This window comes from Actinoplanes sp. NPDC026623 (assembly GCF_040638275.1).
GTDB lineage: Bacteria > Actinomycetota > Actinomycetes > Mycobacteriales > Micromonosporaceae > Actinoplanes.
The window spans coordinates 1-17,695 of the sequence record NZ_JBEZXZ010000044.1; the positions used below are offsets into that span (position 1 = coordinate 1).

General features: G+C 72.1%; 17 protein-coding genes. 12 read left to right on the forward strand and 5 right to left on the reverse strand.

Translation table 11 applies throughout. The features are described 5' to 3' along the window. Positions 1–194: 194 nt before the first annotated feature. Positions 195–686, reverse strand: coding sequence for a DUF3145 domain-containing protein (locus AB0F10_RS15895; protein WP_360624416.1), 492 nt, complete (start codon positions 684–686; stop codon positions 195–197). Between the two features lie 252 nt (positions 687–938). On the opposite strand from AB0F10_RS15895, the gene AB0F10_RS15900 reads away from it, so the two are divergent. After that, positions 939–1,268, forward strand: coding sequence for a hypothetical protein (locus tag AB0F10_RS15900; protein ID WP_360624419.1), 330 nt, complete (start codon positions 939–941; stop codon positions 1,266–1,268). 105 nt (positions 1,269–1,373) lie between these two features. Here the strand turns inward: AB0F10_RS15900 and AB0F10_RS15905 are convergent, their stop codons facing one another. Next, positions 1,374–2,045 (reverse strand): carbonic anhydrase, encoded by a 672-nt coding sequence (locus AB0F10_RS15905; RefSeq protein WP_360624422.1) that lies wholly within the window; start codon positions 2,043–2,045, stop codon positions 1,374–1,376. 185 nt (positions 2,046–2,230) lie between these two features. On the opposite strand from AB0F10_RS15905, the gene AB0F10_RS15910 reads away from it, so the two are divergent. The 6 genes from AB0F10_RS15910 to AB0F10_RS15935 all read left to right on the forward strand — a co-directional run bounded on the left by AB0F10_RS15910 (position 2,231) and on the right by AB0F10_RS15935 (position 8,869). Next, positions 2,231–3,178, forward strand: a complete 948-nt coding sequence (locus AB0F10_RS15910) for an alpha/beta hydrolase (RefSeq protein ID WP_360624425.1) — start codon at positions 2,231–2,233, stop codon at positions 3,176–3,178. Between the two features lie 197 nt (positions 3,179–3,375). After that, positions 3,376–5,496 carry an AAA family ATPase gene (locus tag AB0F10_RS15915; RefSeq protein WP_360624428.1) on the forward strand — a complete coding sequence of 707 codons (2,121 nt, stop codon included), beginning with the start codon at positions 3,376–3,378 and terminating at the stop codon, positions 5,494–5,496. Between the two features lie 222 nt (positions 5,497–5,718). Further along, on the forward strand, positions 5,719–6,633 hold the full coding sequence (locus AB0F10_RS15920; protein WP_360624431.1) for a cation diffusion facilitator family transporter: 915 nt from the start codon (positions 5,719–5,721) through the stop codon (positions 6,631–6,633). 78 nt (positions 6,634–6,711) lie between these two features. Next, positions 6,712–7,035: a hypothetical protein gene (locus AB0F10_RS15925; RefSeq protein ID WP_360624434.1), complete on the forward strand. Its 324-nt coding sequence runs from the start codon at positions 6,712–6,714 to the stop codon at positions 7,033–7,035. Positions 7,036–7,082: 47 nt separating this feature from the next. After that, a complete protein-coding gene (locus AB0F10_RS15930) occupies positions 7,083–8,021 on the forward strand; it encodes a PfkB family carbohydrate kinase (protein WP_360624437.1) in 939 nt (312 codons plus the stop codon). Continuing rightward, complete coding sequence (locus AB0F10_RS15935; protein WP_360624440.1) at positions 8,018–8,869, forward strand: 5'/3'-nucleotidase SurE; 852 nt, start codon at positions 8,018–8,020, stop codon at positions 8,867–8,869. Before AB0F10_RS15930 ends, AB0F10_RS15935 begins: the two co-directional genes overlap by 4 nt. Before the next feature lie 3 nt (positions 8,870–8,872). Here the strand turns inward: AB0F10_RS15935 and AB0F10_RS15940 are convergent, their stop codons facing one another. Next, positions 8,873–9,742 (reverse strand): serine/threonine-protein kinase, encoded by an 870-nt coding sequence (locus AB0F10_RS15940; protein ID WP_360624443.1) that lies wholly within the window; start codon positions 9,740–9,742, stop codon positions 8,873–8,875. A gap of 76 nt (positions 9,743–9,818) precedes the next feature. Then, positions 9,819–10,187 carry an STAS domain-containing protein gene (locus tag AB0F10_RS15945; protein WP_360624572.1) on the reverse strand — a complete coding sequence of 123 codons (369 nt, stop codon included), beginning with the start codon at positions 10,185–10,187 and terminating at the stop codon, positions 9,819–9,821. 338 nt (positions 10,188–10,525) lie between these two features. Here AB0F10_RS15945 and AB0F10_RS15950 point away from each other — a divergent pair, with 338 nt between their 5' ends. The 5 genes from AB0F10_RS15950 to AB0F10_RS15970 all read left to right on the forward strand — a co-directional run bounded on the left by AB0F10_RS15950 (position 10,526) and on the right by AB0F10_RS15970 (position 15,758). Continuing rightward, the gene (locus tag AB0F10_RS15950; RefSeq protein ID WP_360624447.1) at positions 10,526–11,011 is read left to right on the forward strand and encodes a hypothetical protein; all 486 of its coding nucleotides are present in this window, start codon (positions 10,526–10,528) and stop codon (positions 11,009–11,011) included. Between the two features lie 142 nt (positions 11,012–11,153). Beyond that, entirely contained in the window at positions 11,154–11,729 is a 576-nt protein-coding gene (locus tag AB0F10_RS15955; RefSeq protein ID WP_360624450.1) for a YdeI/OmpD-associated family protein, read from the forward strand. A 139-nt stretch (positions 11,730–11,868) separates the two neighbouring features. Further along, complete coding sequence (locus AB0F10_RS15960; RefSeq protein WP_360624453.1) at positions 11,869–13,335, forward strand: protein kinase domain-containing protein; 1,467 nt, start codon at positions 11,869–11,871, stop codon at positions 13,333–13,335. Between the two features lie 44 nt (positions 13,336–13,379). Continuing rightward, the gene (locus AB0F10_RS15965; protein ID WP_360624456.1) at positions 13,380–14,222 is read left to right on the forward strand and encodes a MerR family transcriptional regulator; all 843 of its coding nucleotides are present in this window, start codon (positions 13,380–13,382) and stop codon (positions 14,220–14,222) included. Between the two features lie 180 nt (positions 14,223–14,402). Next, positions 14,403–15,758, forward strand: a complete 1,356-nt coding sequence (locus AB0F10_RS15970) for a hypothetical protein (RefSeq protein ID WP_360624459.1) — start codon at positions 14,403–14,405, stop codon at positions 15,756–15,758. A 129-nt stretch (positions 15,759–15,887) separates the two neighbouring features. On the opposite strand, the gene AB0F10_RS15975 is transcribed toward AB0F10_RS15970, so the two are convergent. Beyond that, a complete protein-coding gene (locus AB0F10_RS15975) occupies positions 15,888–17,690 on the reverse strand; it encodes a 5'-nucleotidase C-terminal domain-containing protein (RefSeq protein ID WP_360624462.1) in 1,803 nt (600 codons plus the stop codon). Positions 17,691–17,695: the final 5 nt, after the last annotated feature.

Below are 17,695 nucleotides of genomic sequence, written 5' to 3' on the forward strand. Positions count from 1 at the left end.
CCGCGGGCATCGCCGCGGGCACCGGTGCCGGCGGCGGCGCGGGGGGCGCGTCGCCGCCGCTGCCGCACCCCACCAGCATCGCCAGGGGTACGGCCACCGCAACGCGGATCGCCCTATTCACGGCCGCCAATGGATCAGCTCCCGGCAAACATCGACAACGGCGTCGCCCGGAGCCGCGGTGCCAGCCCCGGCGGTTACCCCACGCGGGTCAGCAACGTTACCGGCGCGCCGTCGCCGGCGTAGCGATACGGCTCGAGTTCGGCATCCCAGGCGGTGCCGAGCGCCTTCTCCAGGGCGTGCGAGAGCCCCTCGGGAGCCCTGGCGGCCGCCATGATGGCCCGCAGCCGGTCCTCGCCGATCTGGATGTCACCGGACGCCCCGATGGTGCCGCGGAACAGCCCGCGGCCGGGTACGTGCATGAACCGCTCCCCGTCGACTCCGGGGCTCGGTTCCTCGGTGACCTCGAAACGGATCATGGGCCACTGTCTGAGGGCAGCAGCCAGTTCCGCGCCGGTCCCAGGCCGTCCGGTCCAACTGCACTCGGACCGCCGCATGCCGGGGTCGACCGGCTGCTCGGTCCAGTGCAGGTTGACCGCCGCTGTCAGGACGCGCGCGATCGCCCACTCGACGTGCTGGCACACGGCGAGTGGGGTCGAGTGGACGTATACGACGCCACACGTTGGCACGGTGACCTCCCGGAGACCGAGGTGCGTCTTCCCCTACGACCTCGACCGCGGTTGATCGTGCTCCATGATGCCGGGTGGTACGGATGGTGCGCCAGAGAAACCGCAATATCGACATGTGCCGGGCCGCTGCAACACACCTGACCTAACGGCCGAACCGGCTCCGGCGGTGCGGCCACGCCGGTGTCGTGTAGGCTTGCTGCGGCGTTTTCTGCCGACAAACTTTGCCGAGAATCATTAGCTAGGAGTACCGCCGTGGCGAGCAACACCTCTAAGACCGCCCGCGCATCTGTCCGCGCCGGCCAGGCCGGCAAGGGCGACGCCCTGAGTGTGCTCGGCGAGTTCAAGTACCTCATCCCGCTCGCCGAGGGCCGCTTCGCCTACGTGCGCAACCTCACCAACGGCAAGACCCACCACCTCCCGACCAACTCGGACGCCTTCGTCGAGGAGATCCGCACCCTCGCGGCCGCCGGCCACGGTGCCAAGATCCGCGCGGAGCTCAACGGGCTCGACGAGTCCTTCCCGCAGCACGGCTGGAACGCGACCCAGAAGCGCCTCGAGGACGCCGGCGTCTTCGGCGCCTGAGCACCACAGCCGCGAAGGCGCTCCCCGGGCTTGATCGCCCGAGGAGCGCCTTTTTGCATCTGATGAAGATCAAGACAAGTTGATCTGGCCGCCGGGCGGCCGGGGTCAGCTCAGCAGCTCGACCCAGCCGGTGTCGAGGTCGTAGACCGCACCGGCCACGGCGACCCGGCCCTCGGCGATCGCGCCCGGCACGCCGGTGACGTCGCGCATCCGGCGGACCGTGCGGACCACGTGCGCGCGCATCGCCTTGGCGGTGACCTCGGGGTCGTCCAGGCCGACCGCGTGCACCGCCGGGGCGATCTCGTCGACCAGGTAGCCCACGTCGCCGTCGGGCCGCTCGCCGGCGCGCAGCGCCTCGACCGTCGCGTCCACCGCGCCGCAGCGGGCGTGGCCGAGCACCATCACCAGCGGCACGCTGAGCGCGGAGACGGCGAAGCCGACCGAGCCGAGCACCGCGCGATCCACCACGTGCCCGCCGGAGCGGATCACGCAGATCGAGCCGAAGGTCTGGTCGAAGATCGCTTCCAGCGGCACCCGTGAGTCGATGCAGCCGAGCACCACCGCGTGCGGCAACTGCCCGCCCGACGCAGCGGCGGCGGCCGCCACCTCGTGGCCGTGCTGCGGCCGGCCGCTGACGAACCGGCGGTTTCCGGCGATCAGCTCGGCCAGCGCGTCCGCGGGGCGGACGATGCGCGTGGGTGCGGGGCCGGGCGGTGCGGCAAGGACCGCAGCCTCGGCGGACCTGGTGGTTTGTTCGGCAGGTGAAGAGCCCGTCATGGGCTTGATTCTCTATGAGTGACGGGCTCGCGACAGGATCTGCGAGCTACATCACCTCAGCCGTACGATGTGACTGAACGACCGTTCAGCGCAAGATCCGGATAGCCGGTAGCAATTCCCGCGATCGCGCGTGATGCTTGTAACCCGTGGGTACGACGGGGGCCGTGCGAATCACGGAGGTGCCCATGTCCGAGCGCTCGAAGCTGATGCTTCCCGACCGCGTCCGGTTGAACGTCGAGACGAGTGGTCCGGCGGACGCGCCGGTGACCGTCGTGCTGCTGCACGGCTGGTGCCTCGATCGGCGCACCTGGCACTACCAGCGCAGCGCCCTCGAGGCCACCGACGCCCGGGTGATCGCGTACGACGCGCGGGGGCACGGGCGCTCCTCCCCGACCCTGCGGCACTCCGCCACCCTCGAACAGCTCGGCGACGACCTGGCCGAGGTGCTGCGGGTGTACGCGCCCAAGGGCCCGGTCGTGCTGGTCGGCCACTCCCTGGGTGGCATGACGATCATGGAGTACGCGGACTCGCACCCCGAGGAGTTCGCCGCCCGGGTGGCCGGCCTGGTCTTCGTGTCGACGACCGCCGAGGGCGCCACCCACACCAGCTACGGGCTGCCCACCCCCCTGGCCTCCATCCTGCGGGCCGCGGAGACGACCGGCGCCGGGGTGCTCGCCCGGCTCGGCGTGTGGCGCCCGCACCGGGCGATGCTGCCGGCCCTGCGCCCCGCCGTGCGCTGGCTGCTCTTCGGCGACGGCTACCGGTCCGGCGACCTGGACATCACGATGTCGGCGTTCGGCTGGGCGTCGCTGCGCTCGATCGGCGGGTTCCGCGCCTCGGTCGGCGCCCAGCAGCGGCTGGCGACCCTCGCCGCGCTGGGCGACGTGCCGGCCGCCGCGCTGGTCGGCGACCGGGACCGGCTGACCCCGCCGCCGTGCGCGGAGTCGATCGCCGAGGCCCTGCCGGGCACCGAGCTGACGATCTTCGAGGGCGCCGGGCACATGCTGATGATGGAACGGCCGTTCGAGGTCTCCGCGGCGGTGCTGGCGGTGGCGGCCCGCGCCGCGAAAACCCCGCCGGTGGTGCGCCGCCGGGCCCGGGGCCGCCGGGTCGGCTACGAGCAAGCGGCCTGAGCCCGCGGCGGCGCCGGGATGCCCGGATCGGTCCGACCTTGCCCTGGACGGCTGATCTTTCGTAATTTCCCAGGTCAAGCGTTTGCGGGCGTGCCGCCGTCGACGGGGGTACCGCAACAGGAGTAAGTTCGATTGCCCCCTGGCACCGGTGCCGGGCGGCGTCAGCACGCGGAACACCAGCGGGGAGCACAACCGACTTGAGCGACGCCACCGTTCTGCAGCAGGAGATCGCGATCGAGCAGGAGCACGTCGACCGGGTATACACCCGGCTCACCGAGCTTCGAGAGGACGCGTCCCGGGCCGAGAAGGAGGGCTACCAGCTCGCCGGGGTCGGCACCTTCGGCGCCCTGGTCGAGCGCGACGCGATGGTCTACCACCGCGCCCGGCGCCGCCACGCCCTGGACGCCGAGTACGAGGGCCTCGTCTTCGGCCGCCTCGACCTGGGCACCGGGGCCGTGCACTACGTGGGCCGCATGGGCATCCGCGACGAGAACTCGCAGTCGCTGGTGGTGGACTGGCGGGCGCCCGCCGCGGCGGCGTTCTACCGGGCCACCCCCGCCGACCCGCTGGGTGTCGTCCGGCGCCGGATGATCCAGTCCACCCGCGAGCGGGTGACGAACATCGAGGACGACCTGCTGGACCCGGAGGCCGCGCCCGAGGACATGCGGGTGGTCGGCGACGGCGCGCTGCTGGCCAGCCTCTCCAAGGCCACCGGGCGCGGCATGCGCGACATCGTGGCGACCATCCAGCGCGAGCAGGACGACGCGATCCGCTCACCCGCCTCCGGCGTGACGATCGTGACCGGCGGCCCCGGCACCGGCAAGACCGCCGTGGCGCTGCACCGCGCGGCCTACCTGCTCTACGCCGACCGCAGCCGGTTCGCCGGCGGCGGCATCCTGGTGGTCGGCCCGTCCGGGGTGTTCGTCAACTACATCGCGACGGTGCTGCCGTCGCTCGGCGAGGACACGGCGACGCTGCGTTCGCTGGGCTCGCTGGTCGCGGGCTACGACGCCGCCCGCACGGATCCGACCGACGTGGCGGCGCTCAAGGGCTCGCTGCGGATGCGCCGGGTGCTCGAGCGGGCCTCGCACGACGCCGTTCCCGGCGGCCCGACCGAGCTGCGGCTGCTCTACCACGGCGCCCTGCTGCGCCTGGACGCCGGCGACCTGGACCGGATCCGGCGCAAGGCGCTGCCGCGCGGCGCCCGCCGCAACGAGGTCCGCGGCACCGGCTTCGACCGGCTCTTCGACGCGCTCTGGGCGCAGGCCAAGGGCTCGGTGAAAAACCTGGGAGAGAAGCGGGAGTTCGAGGCCGAGCTCGCCGACCGCGGCGACTTCCGGGACTTCCTGCGGGCCTGGTGGCCGCGGCTCACCCCGATGCGGGTGCTGCGCTGGCTGGCCGAGCCGGGCCGCCTGCGGGCGTACACGAACGGGCTGTTGTCGCGCGAGGAGATCGCGCTGCTGCAGGGCGCGTTCGACGACCTGGCCGCGCACGGCCCGAGCATCGCCGACGTGGCGCTGCTCGACGAGCTGGACGAGCTGATGGGCCGCCCGCGGCAGCCGCAGCGCAAGAAGGGCAACCCCTTCCACATCCGCGACGGCGTGCAGGAGGTCAGCACGTTCGCGGACCGGCAGGCGGCGACCCGCGCCCAGGTGGTCCGCGACGAGGACTACCGCGACTACGCGCACGTCGTGGTCGACGAGGCGCAGGACGTGTCGCCGATGCAGTGGCGCATGATCGGCCGCCGGGGCGTCTACGCGTCGTGGACGATCGTCGGCGACCCGGCGCAGACGGCCTGGTCCGGCGACCCGGAGGAGCTGGACCGCTCGCGCGACCGGGCGCTCGGCTCGCGGCGGCGCAACACCTACTCGCTGACCACCAACTACCGGAACTCGTCGGAGATCTTCGCGGTGGCCGCCCGGGTGATCCGGACCATCATGCCGGACCTGCCGCTGCCGTCGGCGGTGCGCAGCACCGGCGTGGAGCCGGTCGACCTGGTCGTCGGCGCCGCGCAGCTTCCGGACGCGGTCCGGGAGTCCGCCGAGAAGCACCTCTCCGACGTGGACGGCACGATCGGCGTGATCACGCCGGTGCCGCGGCGCGACGAGATCGCGCAGTGGGTGGCCACGCTCCCCGAGCGGGTCCAGGTGGTGACCGCGCTGGAGGCCAAGGGCATGGAGTACGACGCGGTCGTGCTGGTCGAGCCGGCCGAGATCGCCATCGACGCCAGCGGCACCCGCACCCTGTACGTGGCCCTGTCGCGGGCCACCCAGCGCCTCACGACGGTGGGCACCCACGACTGGACCAGGGGCCACTAGGGCCGCGGCACGGCGACCGCGGTGTACGGCGGGCGCCTCCGGTGAGCCTCGGCCGGGGCAACACCCACGACAGAGAATACGTCTGGACCCGGGTGCTTCCTTCCAGGCGGGTTCGGTCTGCCGACGTCCGGTGCCCCGGTAATGGCAACCGAGTTCAACTTGCATACATAGCGATGTGAACATACATTGGCCGAGGTTCGCGAGGCGTTGAAAGGTGGGCCCATGGGAGCCGGGCACGACCACGGAGGCCAGGCGCTGCGCGCCGGCGCGCGCCACCGGTCCCGGCTCTGGTGGGCCGCCGGGCTGCTGGCCGGCTTCATGCTGGTCGAGGCCGCCGCCGCCCTGATCACCGGCTCGCTCGCGCTGCTCTCGGACGCCGGGCACATGTTCACCGACGTGCTGGGCATTGCGATGGCGCTGGCCGCGATCACCGCCGCCGGCCGGGCCGCCGTCGACTCCCAGCGCACCTTCGGGCTCTACCGGCTCGAGGTGCTCGCCGCCCTGGGCAACGCGCTGCTGCTGACCGGCGTCGCGATCTACGTGCTGATCGAGGCGGTCCGCCGCTTCGCCGATCCCCACCCGGTGCCCGCCGGGCCGATGCTGGTCGTCGCGCTCGGCGGCCTGCTCGTCAACGTCGTCGCGTTCCTGCTGCTGCGCTCGGGCGCCCAGGAGAGCATCAACGTGCGCGGGGCGTACCTCGAGGTGGTCGGCGACCTGCTCGGCTCGGCCGGCGTGATCGTCGCGGCCGGGATCATCGCGGTCACCGGCTGGTGGTACGCGGACCCGATCGTCGCCGTGATCGTGGCGCTGATGATCCTGCCGCGCACCTTCGCCCTCGGGCGCTCGGCGGTACGCATCCTCGTGCAGGCCGCGCCCGCGCACGTCGACGTCGCGGTGGTGCGCGACCGGCTCGCCGCCGTACCGGGGGTCTGCGACGTGCACGACCTGCACGTCTGGACGCTCACCTCGGGCATGGACGTGGCCTCGGCGCACCTGAGCCTCGACCCCGCCGCCGAGCTCGGCACCGTGCTGGCCACGGCCCGCGAGACGCTGCACGCGGAGTTCGAGATCGACCACGCGACCCTGCAGGTCGAGCCGGTCACCGCGGGCGGGTCCTGCACCCCGGCGGGCTGGTAGCAACCGCCGGGAAGCGGCACGAGGGCGGCCGTGAGCTGCTTAGACTCCTCGATGACGCCAAAATCGCGGGGGGACACCATGGCTCGGACCGTCATCCATCAGCCCAAGGTCGCCTGGGACGGCGCATGCGCGTTCGTCGGCGCCGCGGGCGGCCCGGAGTACGGCACACTCGCCACCGAGATGCTCGGCAGGCTCGGCACCGACTGGTACGGCGAGCTCGCCAACACCCGCCAGCGGCTGCTCGACGCCTCGCTGGAGGGCGAGGACGACGAGCACGCGGTCACCGACGTCGAGGTCGCTAGGTGGCGGGTCCGCCTCGAGGACCTGATGCGCCGGCGCCCCGACCTGATCAGCGCGGTGCGCGACCTGACCGAGGGCCTCGCGGACACCCCCGCCGGCTAAATCACGGATCCTGCCCGGCGGGGCGGACCGTCCGCAAGACTGAGCCCATGACCCACCGAGGCGTCATGGTGTTCGTGCCCGCGCCCCAGCTGACCGTGACGCTCGAGCAGCAGAACGACCGGGCCGAACTGCACGTGCACCCCGGCGGCCAGGGCGTCTGGCAGGCTCGGATGATCACGCTGCTCGGGGCGGAGGTCACCCTCTGCGCGGCCGTCGGCGGCGAGGTCGGCCGGGTGCTCGAGCCGCTGCTGAAGTTCCACGGCGTGACTCTGAAGACGATAAAGCGCGAGTGGGGCACCGGCTGGTACGTGCACGACCGGCGCAGCGGCGAGCGCAGGGAACTCGCCGAGGACCCCGGCCAGCCGCTGTCGCGGCACGAGATGGACGAGCTGTACAGCCTCGCGCTGGCGGAGGGCCTGCGGGCGGGCATCGCCGTGCTCAGCGGGCCGGCGCACCCCTCCGTGGTGCCCGCCGAGGTCTACCGCCGGCTCGCCACCGACCTCGGCGCCAACGGCTGCAGGGTCATCGTCGACCTCTCGGGCGCCCATCTGGTCGCCGCGCTCGAGGCCCGCCCGTACGTCGTCAAGGTGAGCCACGAGGAGCTCCTGCGCGACGGCATGGTCGCCGACGACTCCCTCGGCTCGCTGGTCCGGGCGCTGCACCGGCTGCACGCCGACGGCGCCGCGATGGCCCTGGTGTCGCGCGCCCACGAGGGCGCGCTCGCCCTCTTCGACGACCGGATGTACGAGGTGGACATGCCCAGGATGATCGCCGCCGAGTCGCGCGGCGCGGGCGACTCGATGACCGCCGGCATCGCGGCGGTGCTGGCCCAGGGGGGCACGCTGTGTGACGCTGTGCGTACCGGCGCAGCCGCCGGCGCCCTCAACGTCACCCGCCACGGGCTGGGCACCGGACGCGTCGACGCGGTCCAGGTTCTGACCGAGCGGGTGAGACTGACGCCCGTCGACATGAAGGTGCCGGTATGACGCCACGGATCCTGATCGTCAACGACGACGGCATCGACTCGCCCGGTATCCGGCACCTGGCCCGGGCCGCCGCCCGCCAGGGCCTGGACGTCGTGGTCGCCGCGCCGCTCACCGAGGCGAGCGGCAGCGGCGCCGCCATCACCGCGGTGGAGCAGAACGGCAAGATCGTCGTTCAGCAGCGCGAGCTCGCCGGTGCCAGGAACGTGCCCGCGTACGGGGTGGCCGCGTCGCCCGCCTTCATCGTGCTGCTGGCCCTGCGCGGTGCGTTCGGCGCGCCGCCGACGATCGTGCTCTCGGGGATCAACCGCGGCGCGAACGCGGGCGCGGCCGTCGTGCACTCGGGCACGGTCGGCGCGACGCTGACCGCCTCGCACGCGGGCCTGCACGGGCTCGCGGTCTCCCTGGACGTGCTCACCCCCGTCGACGCCGGGGGCGAGGCGGCCGAGCGGGACGGCCCGGCCCTCACCGAGGTGGATCCGGCCGCCGACGAGAAGCGGCACTGGGACAGCGCCGCCGGGCTGGCGATGAAGCTGCTGCCGACGCTGACACACACGCCGCCCGGCACGGTGCTCAACCTGAACGTGCCCGACCTGCACGTGGACGGGATCCGCGGGCTGCGCCGGGCCCGGCTGGCCCGGTTCGGCCAGGTGCAGATGAGCATCGCGGAGGCGGGCGAGGGCTTCGTGCGCACGGCGGTGCAGGCCGCCGACGAGCCGATCGAGCCGGGCACGGACCTGGCCGCGCTGGCCCAGGGCTTCGCGGTGGTGACACCGATCCGGTCGCCCGGCGAGGCCACCGACGTGACGTTCAACCTGGAGTCGATCGTGGTGCAGACGCCCGCGATCTAGCTCCTAGTTGACGCTCGGCACGGGCAGGCCGAGACCGTCCCGGATCCGCCAGAGGTCGAGGGCGAGGGCCGCGCTGCGCGGGCGGTCCTCCGGCCGTTTCGCCATGCAGGCGCGGACCAGGTCGCGCAGCTCGGGCGGGAGTCCCGGGATCGTCAGGACCGGCGTCGGCGCCAGGTGGGCGACCCGGCCGGCGGCCACGATCGTCGCCGCGATCGCCGACGGGTACGGCGACCGGCCGGTCAGCATCTCGTAGAGCAGCACGCCCAGCGTGTAGACGTCGTCCGCGGGCCGGGCGAAGGCCGTCTTCGGGTGCGAGGGCAGCCGGCGGTTGTCGCCGCGCACCACGATCGGATGCGGGCCGGAGTCGCCGGTGCGCAGCGCGGCGGTGGCCAGCCCGAAGTCGATAATCTTGATGGCGGCCGCGCTGATCATCACGTTGCGGGCGCTCAGGTCGCGGTGCACGACCCCGCGGCGGTGCGCCACGGCCAGCACGTCGGCGACGGTGGCGGCGATCCGGACGGCCTCGGGCCACTCCAGCCGGCCACCGGCCAGCCGCTCGGTCAGCGGCACCCCGGCCAGCAGCTCGAACACCACGTACGGGACCACGGTGCCGTCCGGCAGCGGCGCCTCGCCGTACTCGAAGACGCGCGGCACGCTCGGGTGCCGCAGCCGATCGGTGATGAGCGCCTCGCGCCGGACGTCCTCACGGGCCCGGGGATCGTCCGCGAGGCTCGGGGCCAGCACCTTGATCGCGAGCCGGCGGCCGCGACGGGCGTCGACGGCCGAGTAGACGGTCGAGACGCCGCCCCGGCCAATGGCGCCCATCAGCACATATCGCCCGAGGATGGCGGTGCCCATCGGAAGTAGCGCCACGAATGGGAACTATTCCCTACCGCCGAGGGCACCGACAAGCCACCTCAGAGAGGGTTAAGGCAATGATCACTCGCGGTCAGGGACGGGACACGAGGGGTCGATGGGACGGATCCGGACAATCGGTGCACGGTTCCGGGGCCCCGAAGAGGCCGAGCAGCCCGGTCACCCACAGCTGGCGGTGTGCGAAGCGGCTGGGGCGCGTCACCACGAGCTTGACGCCGCTGACGCTGGCGAGCTGGAAGGCGGCCACCAGGGCACTGATGCCCACGGAATCGATGAAGGCCACGGCGTGCATGTCGAGCTCGAAGCGCTCGGGTGGTCCGTCGGCGAGCCGCTCCGCCACGGCTTCCTTGATCTGGTACGCGTTCTCGACGTCAATCTCGCCGAACAGTGAGATCTCCACCACCCCATCGGGCAGCGTCGACGTCGTTATCGACAGCGTCACGCCAATACCTCCACCCGCCCGGAATACCCCGGGCGTCTTCTCCTCGAAACGAGAACGGCCCGAACCGATGCCGCTCTCATCCGGGGGGCAGCGGAGACCACCCCCGTCGGGTCCGGTGAAACTGCCTTGAACCGTAGTGCCCGAACCTGGCAGGTGGCTGAGTGCCACGTGCGAAACCGCACCAAGCCTAACCAGCGATGTCCACCGTTTAATCCCCCGCGGCACCGCGGCCGGCGTGTCTGCTTGCCGACACGAGGGGGTTTGTTCCCGGCATGGACGGGGCACAGTTCAGGTGGACCACCCAACGCCGTCCGGCGATCGCAGGAGGTAACGAGAACATGTTCTCTCGCAGGAGCACCGCCGAGCGCACCGCGGCACAGGCCTGGGAATACCTGGCGGCGGCCATGGCGACCGCGGGCGAGGGCGCCAGGGACGCGGGACGGCACACCGCCGACCTCGCCGGCACCGGCGTCTCGGCGGCGGGGGCGAAGGCGTCGAGCCTGGCGGGCAGCGCGAGCCGGCACGGCTCGAAGCTGGCCGGAAAGGCCGGCCGCAAGGGCAACCGGCTGGCCGACCGGGCCGGCACCGCGCTGAGCGCCGCGAGCGACGAGGCGTGGACGCGGGCCAACCTGGCGGCGAACGCGCTGGCCGGCCGCCGGCCGGGGCTGCCGTGGGGCCTGATCGTCGGCGTCGGCCTGATCGGCGTCGCACTCGGCTGGACCGCCGCCTCGACGGCGCGGGCCGCGATCGCGCGCCAGGCCGAGAACGAGGAGCTCGAGAGGGCGGAGCCCGCCATGATCACCACCCCGGCGTACGACAACTGAGCCTTTTCCACGTGGCCCGGGCGGCACCACCGGGTGGAGGTCGACGGCCGGATACCTCTGGCCCGGCGCCAGGTTGAAATTGCTCACTGACGGTCCGGACGGCCGCTGTTCCTGTCGCACCCGGCGCCTAGGCTCCTGAGCCATGGAGCCCGTGTTCTTCGCCGACGCGGCCGAGTTGCGCGCCTGGTTCGCCGAGCACCATGCCGACGCGCCCGAGTTGTTCGTTGGCTACTACAAAAAGCACACCGGTCGGCCGACGGTCCAGCATCACGAGGCCATCGACCAGGCACTCTGCTTCGGCTGGATCGACAGCATCGGCCGGCGCATCGACGAGGACCGCTACCAGGTCCGGTTCACGCCGAGGCGCAAGGGCAGCGTGTGGAGCGCGATCAACATAGCCAAGATCGCCGAGCTGACCGCGGCGGGCCGGATGCATCCGGCCGGCCTGCTGGCGTTCGACACCCGCAAACCCGAACGGGTGGCGGCCTATTCATATGAGCAGCCCGCCGACGCGGTTCTCGACGAGCGGCAGACGGCGAGGTTCACCAGCGAGGAGGAGGCATGGGAGTGGTTCTCGGCACAGCCGGCCTCGTATCGTCGCGCGGCCGTGCACTGGGTGGTCAGCGCGAAGCGGGAGGACACCCGGGAGCGACGCCTCGACCGGCTGATCACCGACTCGGCGGCCGGGCGGACGGTCCCTCCGCTGACCCGCCGCTAAACGATCATCGCATCCGTTCCGCAACCCACCGAGCTAACCGGGAGGCACCGTGAATCTGTACAGTTGTGCCCGGCTCGCAGGTCGGGCAGAGTCCGTCATGTTCCATCCGTGGCAACACCCGAGTAGATAGGTCCAGCTGGTGCTCAGTTCGGGAAGTCTCCTGGACAACCGCTACCGGTTGGACGAGCGCATCGCCACTGGTGGCATGGGTGACGTGTGGCGCGGCACCGACGTGGTGCTCGGTCGCACGATCGCGGTCAAGGTGTTGCGCACCGCCATGCTCGCCGACCCGGAGTTCGCCGCCCGCTTCTACGGTGAGGCGCGGATGATGGCGGCCTTCCGTCACCCCGGCGTGGTCGAGGTCTACGACTACAGCGCCGGCGACACGAGCAGCGAGGACGACTGCGCCTACCTCGTGATGGCATTCGTGGACGGCGAACCGCTCTCCGCCCGGCTCAAGGACCAGGGCCGGCTCAGCGTCACCGAGACCATGTCGATCGTGTCGCAGGCGGCCGACGCGCTGCACGCCGCGCACGAGAACGGCACGGTGCACCGCGACGTCAAGCCCGGCAACCTGATCGTCAAGCCCAACGGCACCGTGATCCTGGTCGACTTCGGCGTAGCCCGCTCGGCCGCCGTGACCAGCGTGACCGGCCTCAACGCGATCGTCGGCACGGCGCTCTACATGGCGCCCGAGCAGGTCGCCAAGGGCAACGTCACCCCAGCGACGGATGTTTACGCCCTGGGCGCGGTCGCCTACCACTGCATCGCGGGGCACCCGCCGTTCGACGGCGACAACGCCCTGCAGGTCGCGCTGCGTCACCTGGAGGACGATCCGGAGCCGCTGCCGAGCAACGTGGTGCCGCCCGCCGTCCGCGAGCTGATCAGCCGCGCGATGGCGAAGCACCCGGACGACCGGTTCGCCAACGCCGCCGAGTTCGCCGAGGCCGCGCTGGCCGCCTCGGGATCACTCGATTGGCGTAATCAGACCGGCACCTCGATGACCGGCACGTCGCTGCGCCGCACCTCGGTGCTGGGCTCCGCGGCGGCCGGCGCCACGCTGGGCGGCACCTCGATGACCGGGACGGCACTGACCCGGCCGATGAGCCCCGCGCCCAACCGGGTCCTGCCGGGGCAGCGCAACCTGCTCGAGGCCGCACCCGCGCCGCAGACCCTGCCGAGAAGGCAGGGCCGGTCGAGAAACGAGCTCGCCGTGCTGTTCACGGTGATCGCACTGTTCGTCCTGGCCGGCGGCCTGGCCATGGCGATGTACCTGACGAACGACGGCGCCGACGCCGGCCAGAACCCCGACAAGGGTGCCGTGCCGGCCGCCACGAGCGTCGCGCCGGACGAGTCCGAGGAGCCGGTCGAGCCGACCGTGACCCCGACTCGCCAGAACCAGCAGAACGGCGCCACCCCGAAGCCCAACCGCACGACGACGCCGAAGAAGACCGCGCCCGCGACCGCAACCGCGACCGCGACCGCGACCCCGACGGCGACGGCCACGGAGACCAGCCCGCCGCCGACCGAGCCGACCTCGACCACGCCGCCCACCACTCCGGCGACGGTCGAGCCGACCGAGGGCGAAGGCGGCGGCACTCTCTAGGCGCTTGACCCTGACACCGTGTCAGGCAGCAGGGTGAGGTGACCATGTTCAGTATCGGAGACTTCGCCGCCCTGGGCCGCGTGTCGGTGCGCATGCTGCGCCACTACGACGCGATCGGCCTGATCCGACCCGCCCGTGTCGACGAGTTCAGCGGCTACCGGTTCTACACCGCCGCGCAGCTGTCCCTGCTCAACCGGGTGATCGCGCTCAAGGACCTCGGCTTCACCCTGCAACAGGTCCAGGCGCTGATCGACGACAAGGTCGACTCCGGTGAGCTGCGCGGCATGCTGCGCCTGCGCCGGGCCCAGCTCGCCGAGGAGATGGCCGCCAACACCGCGCGGCTGGCCCTGGTCGACGCGCGTCTTCGAATGATCGAGACAGAGGGGCACATGGACACCGGAGACGTCATCCTCAAGAGCATCCCGTCGGTACGCGTCGCGGAGCTGTCCGCGCCCGCCTCGAGCTACGACGGGCCGGACATCGGCGTGGCGCTCAGCCCGCTGTACCCGCAGCTCATCGAGCGGCTGGAGAGCAGCGGCATGACGATGTGCGGGCCGCCGATGGCCTACTACCTGCCCGCCGGAAAGTCGCCGGGCGACGAGTCGATCACGGTGCACGCCGCGTTCCCGATCACCGGCGACGTGCCGGTCGACCCGGGCTTCCAGGTCGTCGACCTGCCCGCCATCGAGCGGGCCGCCACCCTGCTGCACCACGGCCCGATGTCGGAGGCGTTCCGCACCGGCCAGCTGATCGCGAAGTGGATCGACGACAGCGGCTACCAGACGGTCGGCACCGGCTACGCCCGCGAGATCTACCTGGACTGCCCGATGGACGACCAGAGCAAATGGATCACCGAGATGCAGGTTGCGGTGGCGCCGGCCGCCTGACGGCGGTTCCGGCGCGCCGGACGTGCGGCGGGCGGGGCCGACGGCCGGGCACGACTCGGCCGATCGGCCCACCGCGCGCACTCGCGGGGCAGTAGTACTCAACTCCTTCGGTGCCGCGCCGATGAGGTGGGCCACTGGCACGGCATTGCTCCCGAGCCGCAACCCGGGAAGGCCCCACGAATGACGTCGCAGGTTCCGCACGGTCCAAAGGAGTATCCGCAGTTCGCCACGGGCTACGCACAGTACCCGCCGGCTCAGGATCACTATGCGCCTTCGGTCTCCGCGCCGCCCGCGACCTACTCGCCCGGCGGCTATCACGCCGTCGCGTACCCGCAGGAGGGCGCGGCCGGCTTTCCGGAGCCGGTGGCGTACCCGCAGCTGACCCTGGCAACCGCCTATCCGCAGGAGGCCGGGGTCCCGCAGGGCTACGGCGCCGTGGACGACGCGGTCACTGAGCCGCGCGGGATGCGGGTGCACAGCGCTCACCGCCCGCCCGAGGACGCACCACACCCGGACGCCTACCCGCCTGCCCCGGCCGAATACGCCTCGGCCGCCGGCTCGGCCGAATATGCCCCGACCGGATACGCCCCGGCCACCAGCCCGACCGGATACGCCCCGACCGCCGACTCCGCCGAATATGCCCCGACCGGATACGCCCCGGCCACCAGCCCGACCGGATACGCCCCGACCGCCGACCCGACCGGATATGCCCCGACCACCAGCCCGACCGGATATGCCCCGGCCACCAGCCCGACCGGATATGCCCCCGCCGCCAGCCCGACCGGATATGCCCCGACCGCCGACCCGGCCGGATATGTCCCGGCCGCCGACCCGGCCGGATATGCCGCGGCCGGCGGGCCGCCCGGGTATGCGCAGGCGGGCGGGCCGAGCCAGGCTCCCGCGTACTCCGCAGCGGGCGGGGCCGCGCCGTCGGGTGGCGGGTATCCGCCGCCGTCGGCGTATCCGACCGCGCCCCCGTGGGCGGCCACCGCCCAGGCCACGCCCGCGCCGGCGCCGGCACACCCCGGGCCACCGGCGACGGAGCACGGCACCCTGCTGGTTCCGTTTCCGGACGAGATGCGCAACGCCTCGCGCGCCCATCCGCCGGCGGTCTGGCCCGTCACGGTGTTCACGCTGTTCTTCGGGTTCCCCGGGGTGATCTCCGCGGCCCGCCGCGCCGCCGACGCCCGGCGCGGTCGCAACAGCACCGCGCCCTACTGGATCACGCTGCTGGTCGCCCTCGCGGCCTCCGCGTTCATCTGGTTCGTGGTCGGCGCGGTGGTCATCAAGCCGATCTACGACGACGTCCGCGAGGATCAGCGGCTCGCCGCGGTGCAGGACGCCATCGTCCACGACGGCCAGCTTCAGAAGGCGAACCTCACCGCGACCGGCGCGCAGTGCCGGGCCATCGCCGAACGCGACCCCGAGGGCATGCGCGAGTACCTGTGCCGGTTGACCCTCGACGACGGGCGCACCGCGACGCTCACGGTGACCGCGGACGCGAACGGCGGCTGGGTGACCCGGAACTCCGACTGACCCGGCCGGCGCGCCAAGGCGCGCCGCTGGGACAACCCCGATGGTGCATGGACCTGCTGGGGTGGGCGGGTGGCCGTCGTGGTGCTCCGGGGGGAGCATCACGACGGCACCTGCCGTTGTGCGCAGGGATCAGAAGACCGGGACGCCCGCCCGGACCAGCCGCCAGTTCTGCACGGAGAAGTCCGCCGGGTTGATCTCGCCCTTGGCCTGCGCCCAGTCGATCAGCAGCTGCCGGATCTCCTGCTGCGCGTTGTAGACCTGCGTCTTCACGATGCCCGGGAAGTTGCCGCCGCCGCTGCGCCGGTAGTTGTTCACCGCCACCACGAACTGGGCGTCCGCCGCCACCGCCACGCCCGCGATCTCAAACCGGGTGATCCGGTCGCCGACCGGGCGGCTGATGTCGATGTCGTAGTCGACGCCCGAGAACACGTCGTAGTTGTAGTCCGGCACCGCCGGGTCGCTGATCGTCGCCGGGTCCGGCGTCGCACCGACCGGCAGCGTCGCGAAGTACTTCGCCGAGTACTCCAGGTACGCCCGCACCTCGGCGCCGGTCATCACGACGGCCTCGAGGGTGTTGTCGTAGATGTAGAGCCCGGCCACGTCCTTGATCTTGACCTGGCCCTTCGGGAACACCGCGGTGCGGCTGAACGGGGCCGCGATCGACAGCACCGGCAGCGCCGCGTACGCGGTTCCGGCCAGCGCCGCCGTCACCGTGTCCGTCTGCACCTTGTTGATGTAGTCCAGGATCGGCGTGTCCTTGAAGCGCGACTCCGCCGCGGACAGCTCCTCGGTGGACGTCGCGACGACCTGGTTGACGTAGGCGACCGTCTTGGCGTGCTGCGAACGCACCGCCGCGAGCACCTTCGGGTCCTCGGTCACCGTGTTCGTGTTCAGCAGGTCCGACTTCTTCTCCGTGATGGTCCACCGGCCGCGGTCGCGGGTAAGGGTGAAGTCCATCCGGGCGAGCCGCTGGCCCCACTTCGACGGCTCGGCGAGCAGCACCTGCACGCCGGTCGCCGCGTTCGTCACGAAGCGCTGCGGCACGTTGGCGTGCGCGTGCCCGAACAGGATCGCGTCGATCCCCGGCACCTGCTCGGCGATCAGGGCGCTCGGGTTCTCGTTGGGCAGCTCCGGGCCGTAGCTCGACGTGCCGCTGTCGCCACCGTGCGCGGAGACCAGCACGATGTCGGCGCCGCGGGCCCGCATGATCGGCACCCACTTCGCGGCCGTCGCGACCATGTCCTTGAAGGCGAGCTTGCCCTCGACGTTGGCCCGGTCCCAGATGGCCACGCCCGGATTGGTGAGGCCCAGGATGCCGACCCGCAGCGTCGGTGCGCCGTGCCCGAGCGAGACCTTCTTGATCACGTACGGCGTGAAGGCCGGCCGCCCGGTCTTGACGTCGACGGCGTTGGCCGCCAGCGCCGGGAAGCCGAGCTGGCGGATCCACAGGTTGAGCAGCGGCAGCCCGTAGTTGAATTCGTGATTGCCCAGCGTGACGGCGTCGTAGTGCAACACGTTCATGGCCCGCGCCATCGGGTGCCGCTCACCGGTCTCGGTGATCGGCTCCTGCTTGGCGTAGTAGGTGGCCAGCGGCGTGCCCTGAATGGTGTCGCCGGCGTCGAGCACCAGCGTGGCCCGGCCCCGCCGCTCGTCCCGGATCTGGTTGACCAGCGCGGCGAGCTTGGCGACGCCGACGTCGTTGTGCGCGCTGTCGTCGTACTCCAGATCCTTGTAGTAGTCCCAGTTATAGACATTGCCGTGCGTGTCGGAGGTGCCGAGCACGGTGAGGTCGTACGTCTTCGGAGCGGGCTGCTGCCCGTGGCCGTGCGTAACGGCGGCCTCGGCGGAATCGCCGAGAACGAGGGGAACGGCCACACCGGCAGCGGCGGCGGCCAGCACGCCACGCCGCGAAACGCCTGCGGGAAGGGTCATCGGGA

Bases quoted from the DNA above. Each gene is read 5' to 3' on its own strand.
- AB0F10_RS15905 (WP_360624422.1), bottom strand. From the start codon at position 2,045: ATGACGGGCTCTTCACCTGCCGAACAAACCACCAGGTCCGCCGAGGCT.
- AB0F10_RS15910 (WP_360624425.1), top strand. From the start codon at position 2,231: ATGTCCGAGCGCTCGAAGCTGATGCTTCCCGACCGCGTCCGGTTGAAC.
- AB0F10_RS15920 (WP_360624431.1), top strand. From the start codon at position 5,719: ATGGGAGCCGGGCACGACCACGGAGGCCAGGCGCTGCGCGCCGGCGCG.
- AB0F10_RS15925 (WP_360624434.1), top strand. From the start codon at position 6,712: ATGGCTCGGACCGTCATCCATCAGCCCAAGGTCGCCTGGGACGGCGCA.
- AB0F10_RS15930 (WP_360624437.1), top strand. From the start codon at position 7,083: ATGACCCACCGAGGCGTCATGGTGTTCGTGCCCGCGCCCCAGCTGACC.
- AB0F10_RS15935 (WP_360624440.1), top strand. From the start codon at position 8,018: ATGACGCCACGGATCCTGATCGTCAACGACGACGGCATCGACTCGCCC.
- AB0F10_RS15950 (WP_360624447.1), top strand. From the start codon at position 10,526: ATGTTCTCTCGCAGGAGCACCGCCGAGCGCACCGCGGCACAGGCCTGG.
- AB0F10_RS15955 (WP_360624450.1), top strand. From the start codon at position 11,154: ATGGAGCCCGTGTTCTTCGCCGACGCGGCCGAGTTGCGCGCCTGGTTC.
- AB0F10_RS15965 (WP_360624456.1), top strand. From the start codon at position 13,380: ATGTTCAGTATCGGAGACTTCGCCGCCCTGGGCCGCGTGTCGGTGCGC.
- AB0F10_RS15970 (WP_360624459.1), top strand. From the start codon at position 14,403: ATGACGTCGCAGGTTCCGCACGGTCCAAAGGAGTATCCGCAGTTCGCC.
- AB0F10_RS15975 (WP_360624462.1), bottom strand. From the start codon at position 17,690: ATGACCCTTCCCGCAGGCGTTTCGCGGCGTGGCGTGCTGGCCGCCGCC.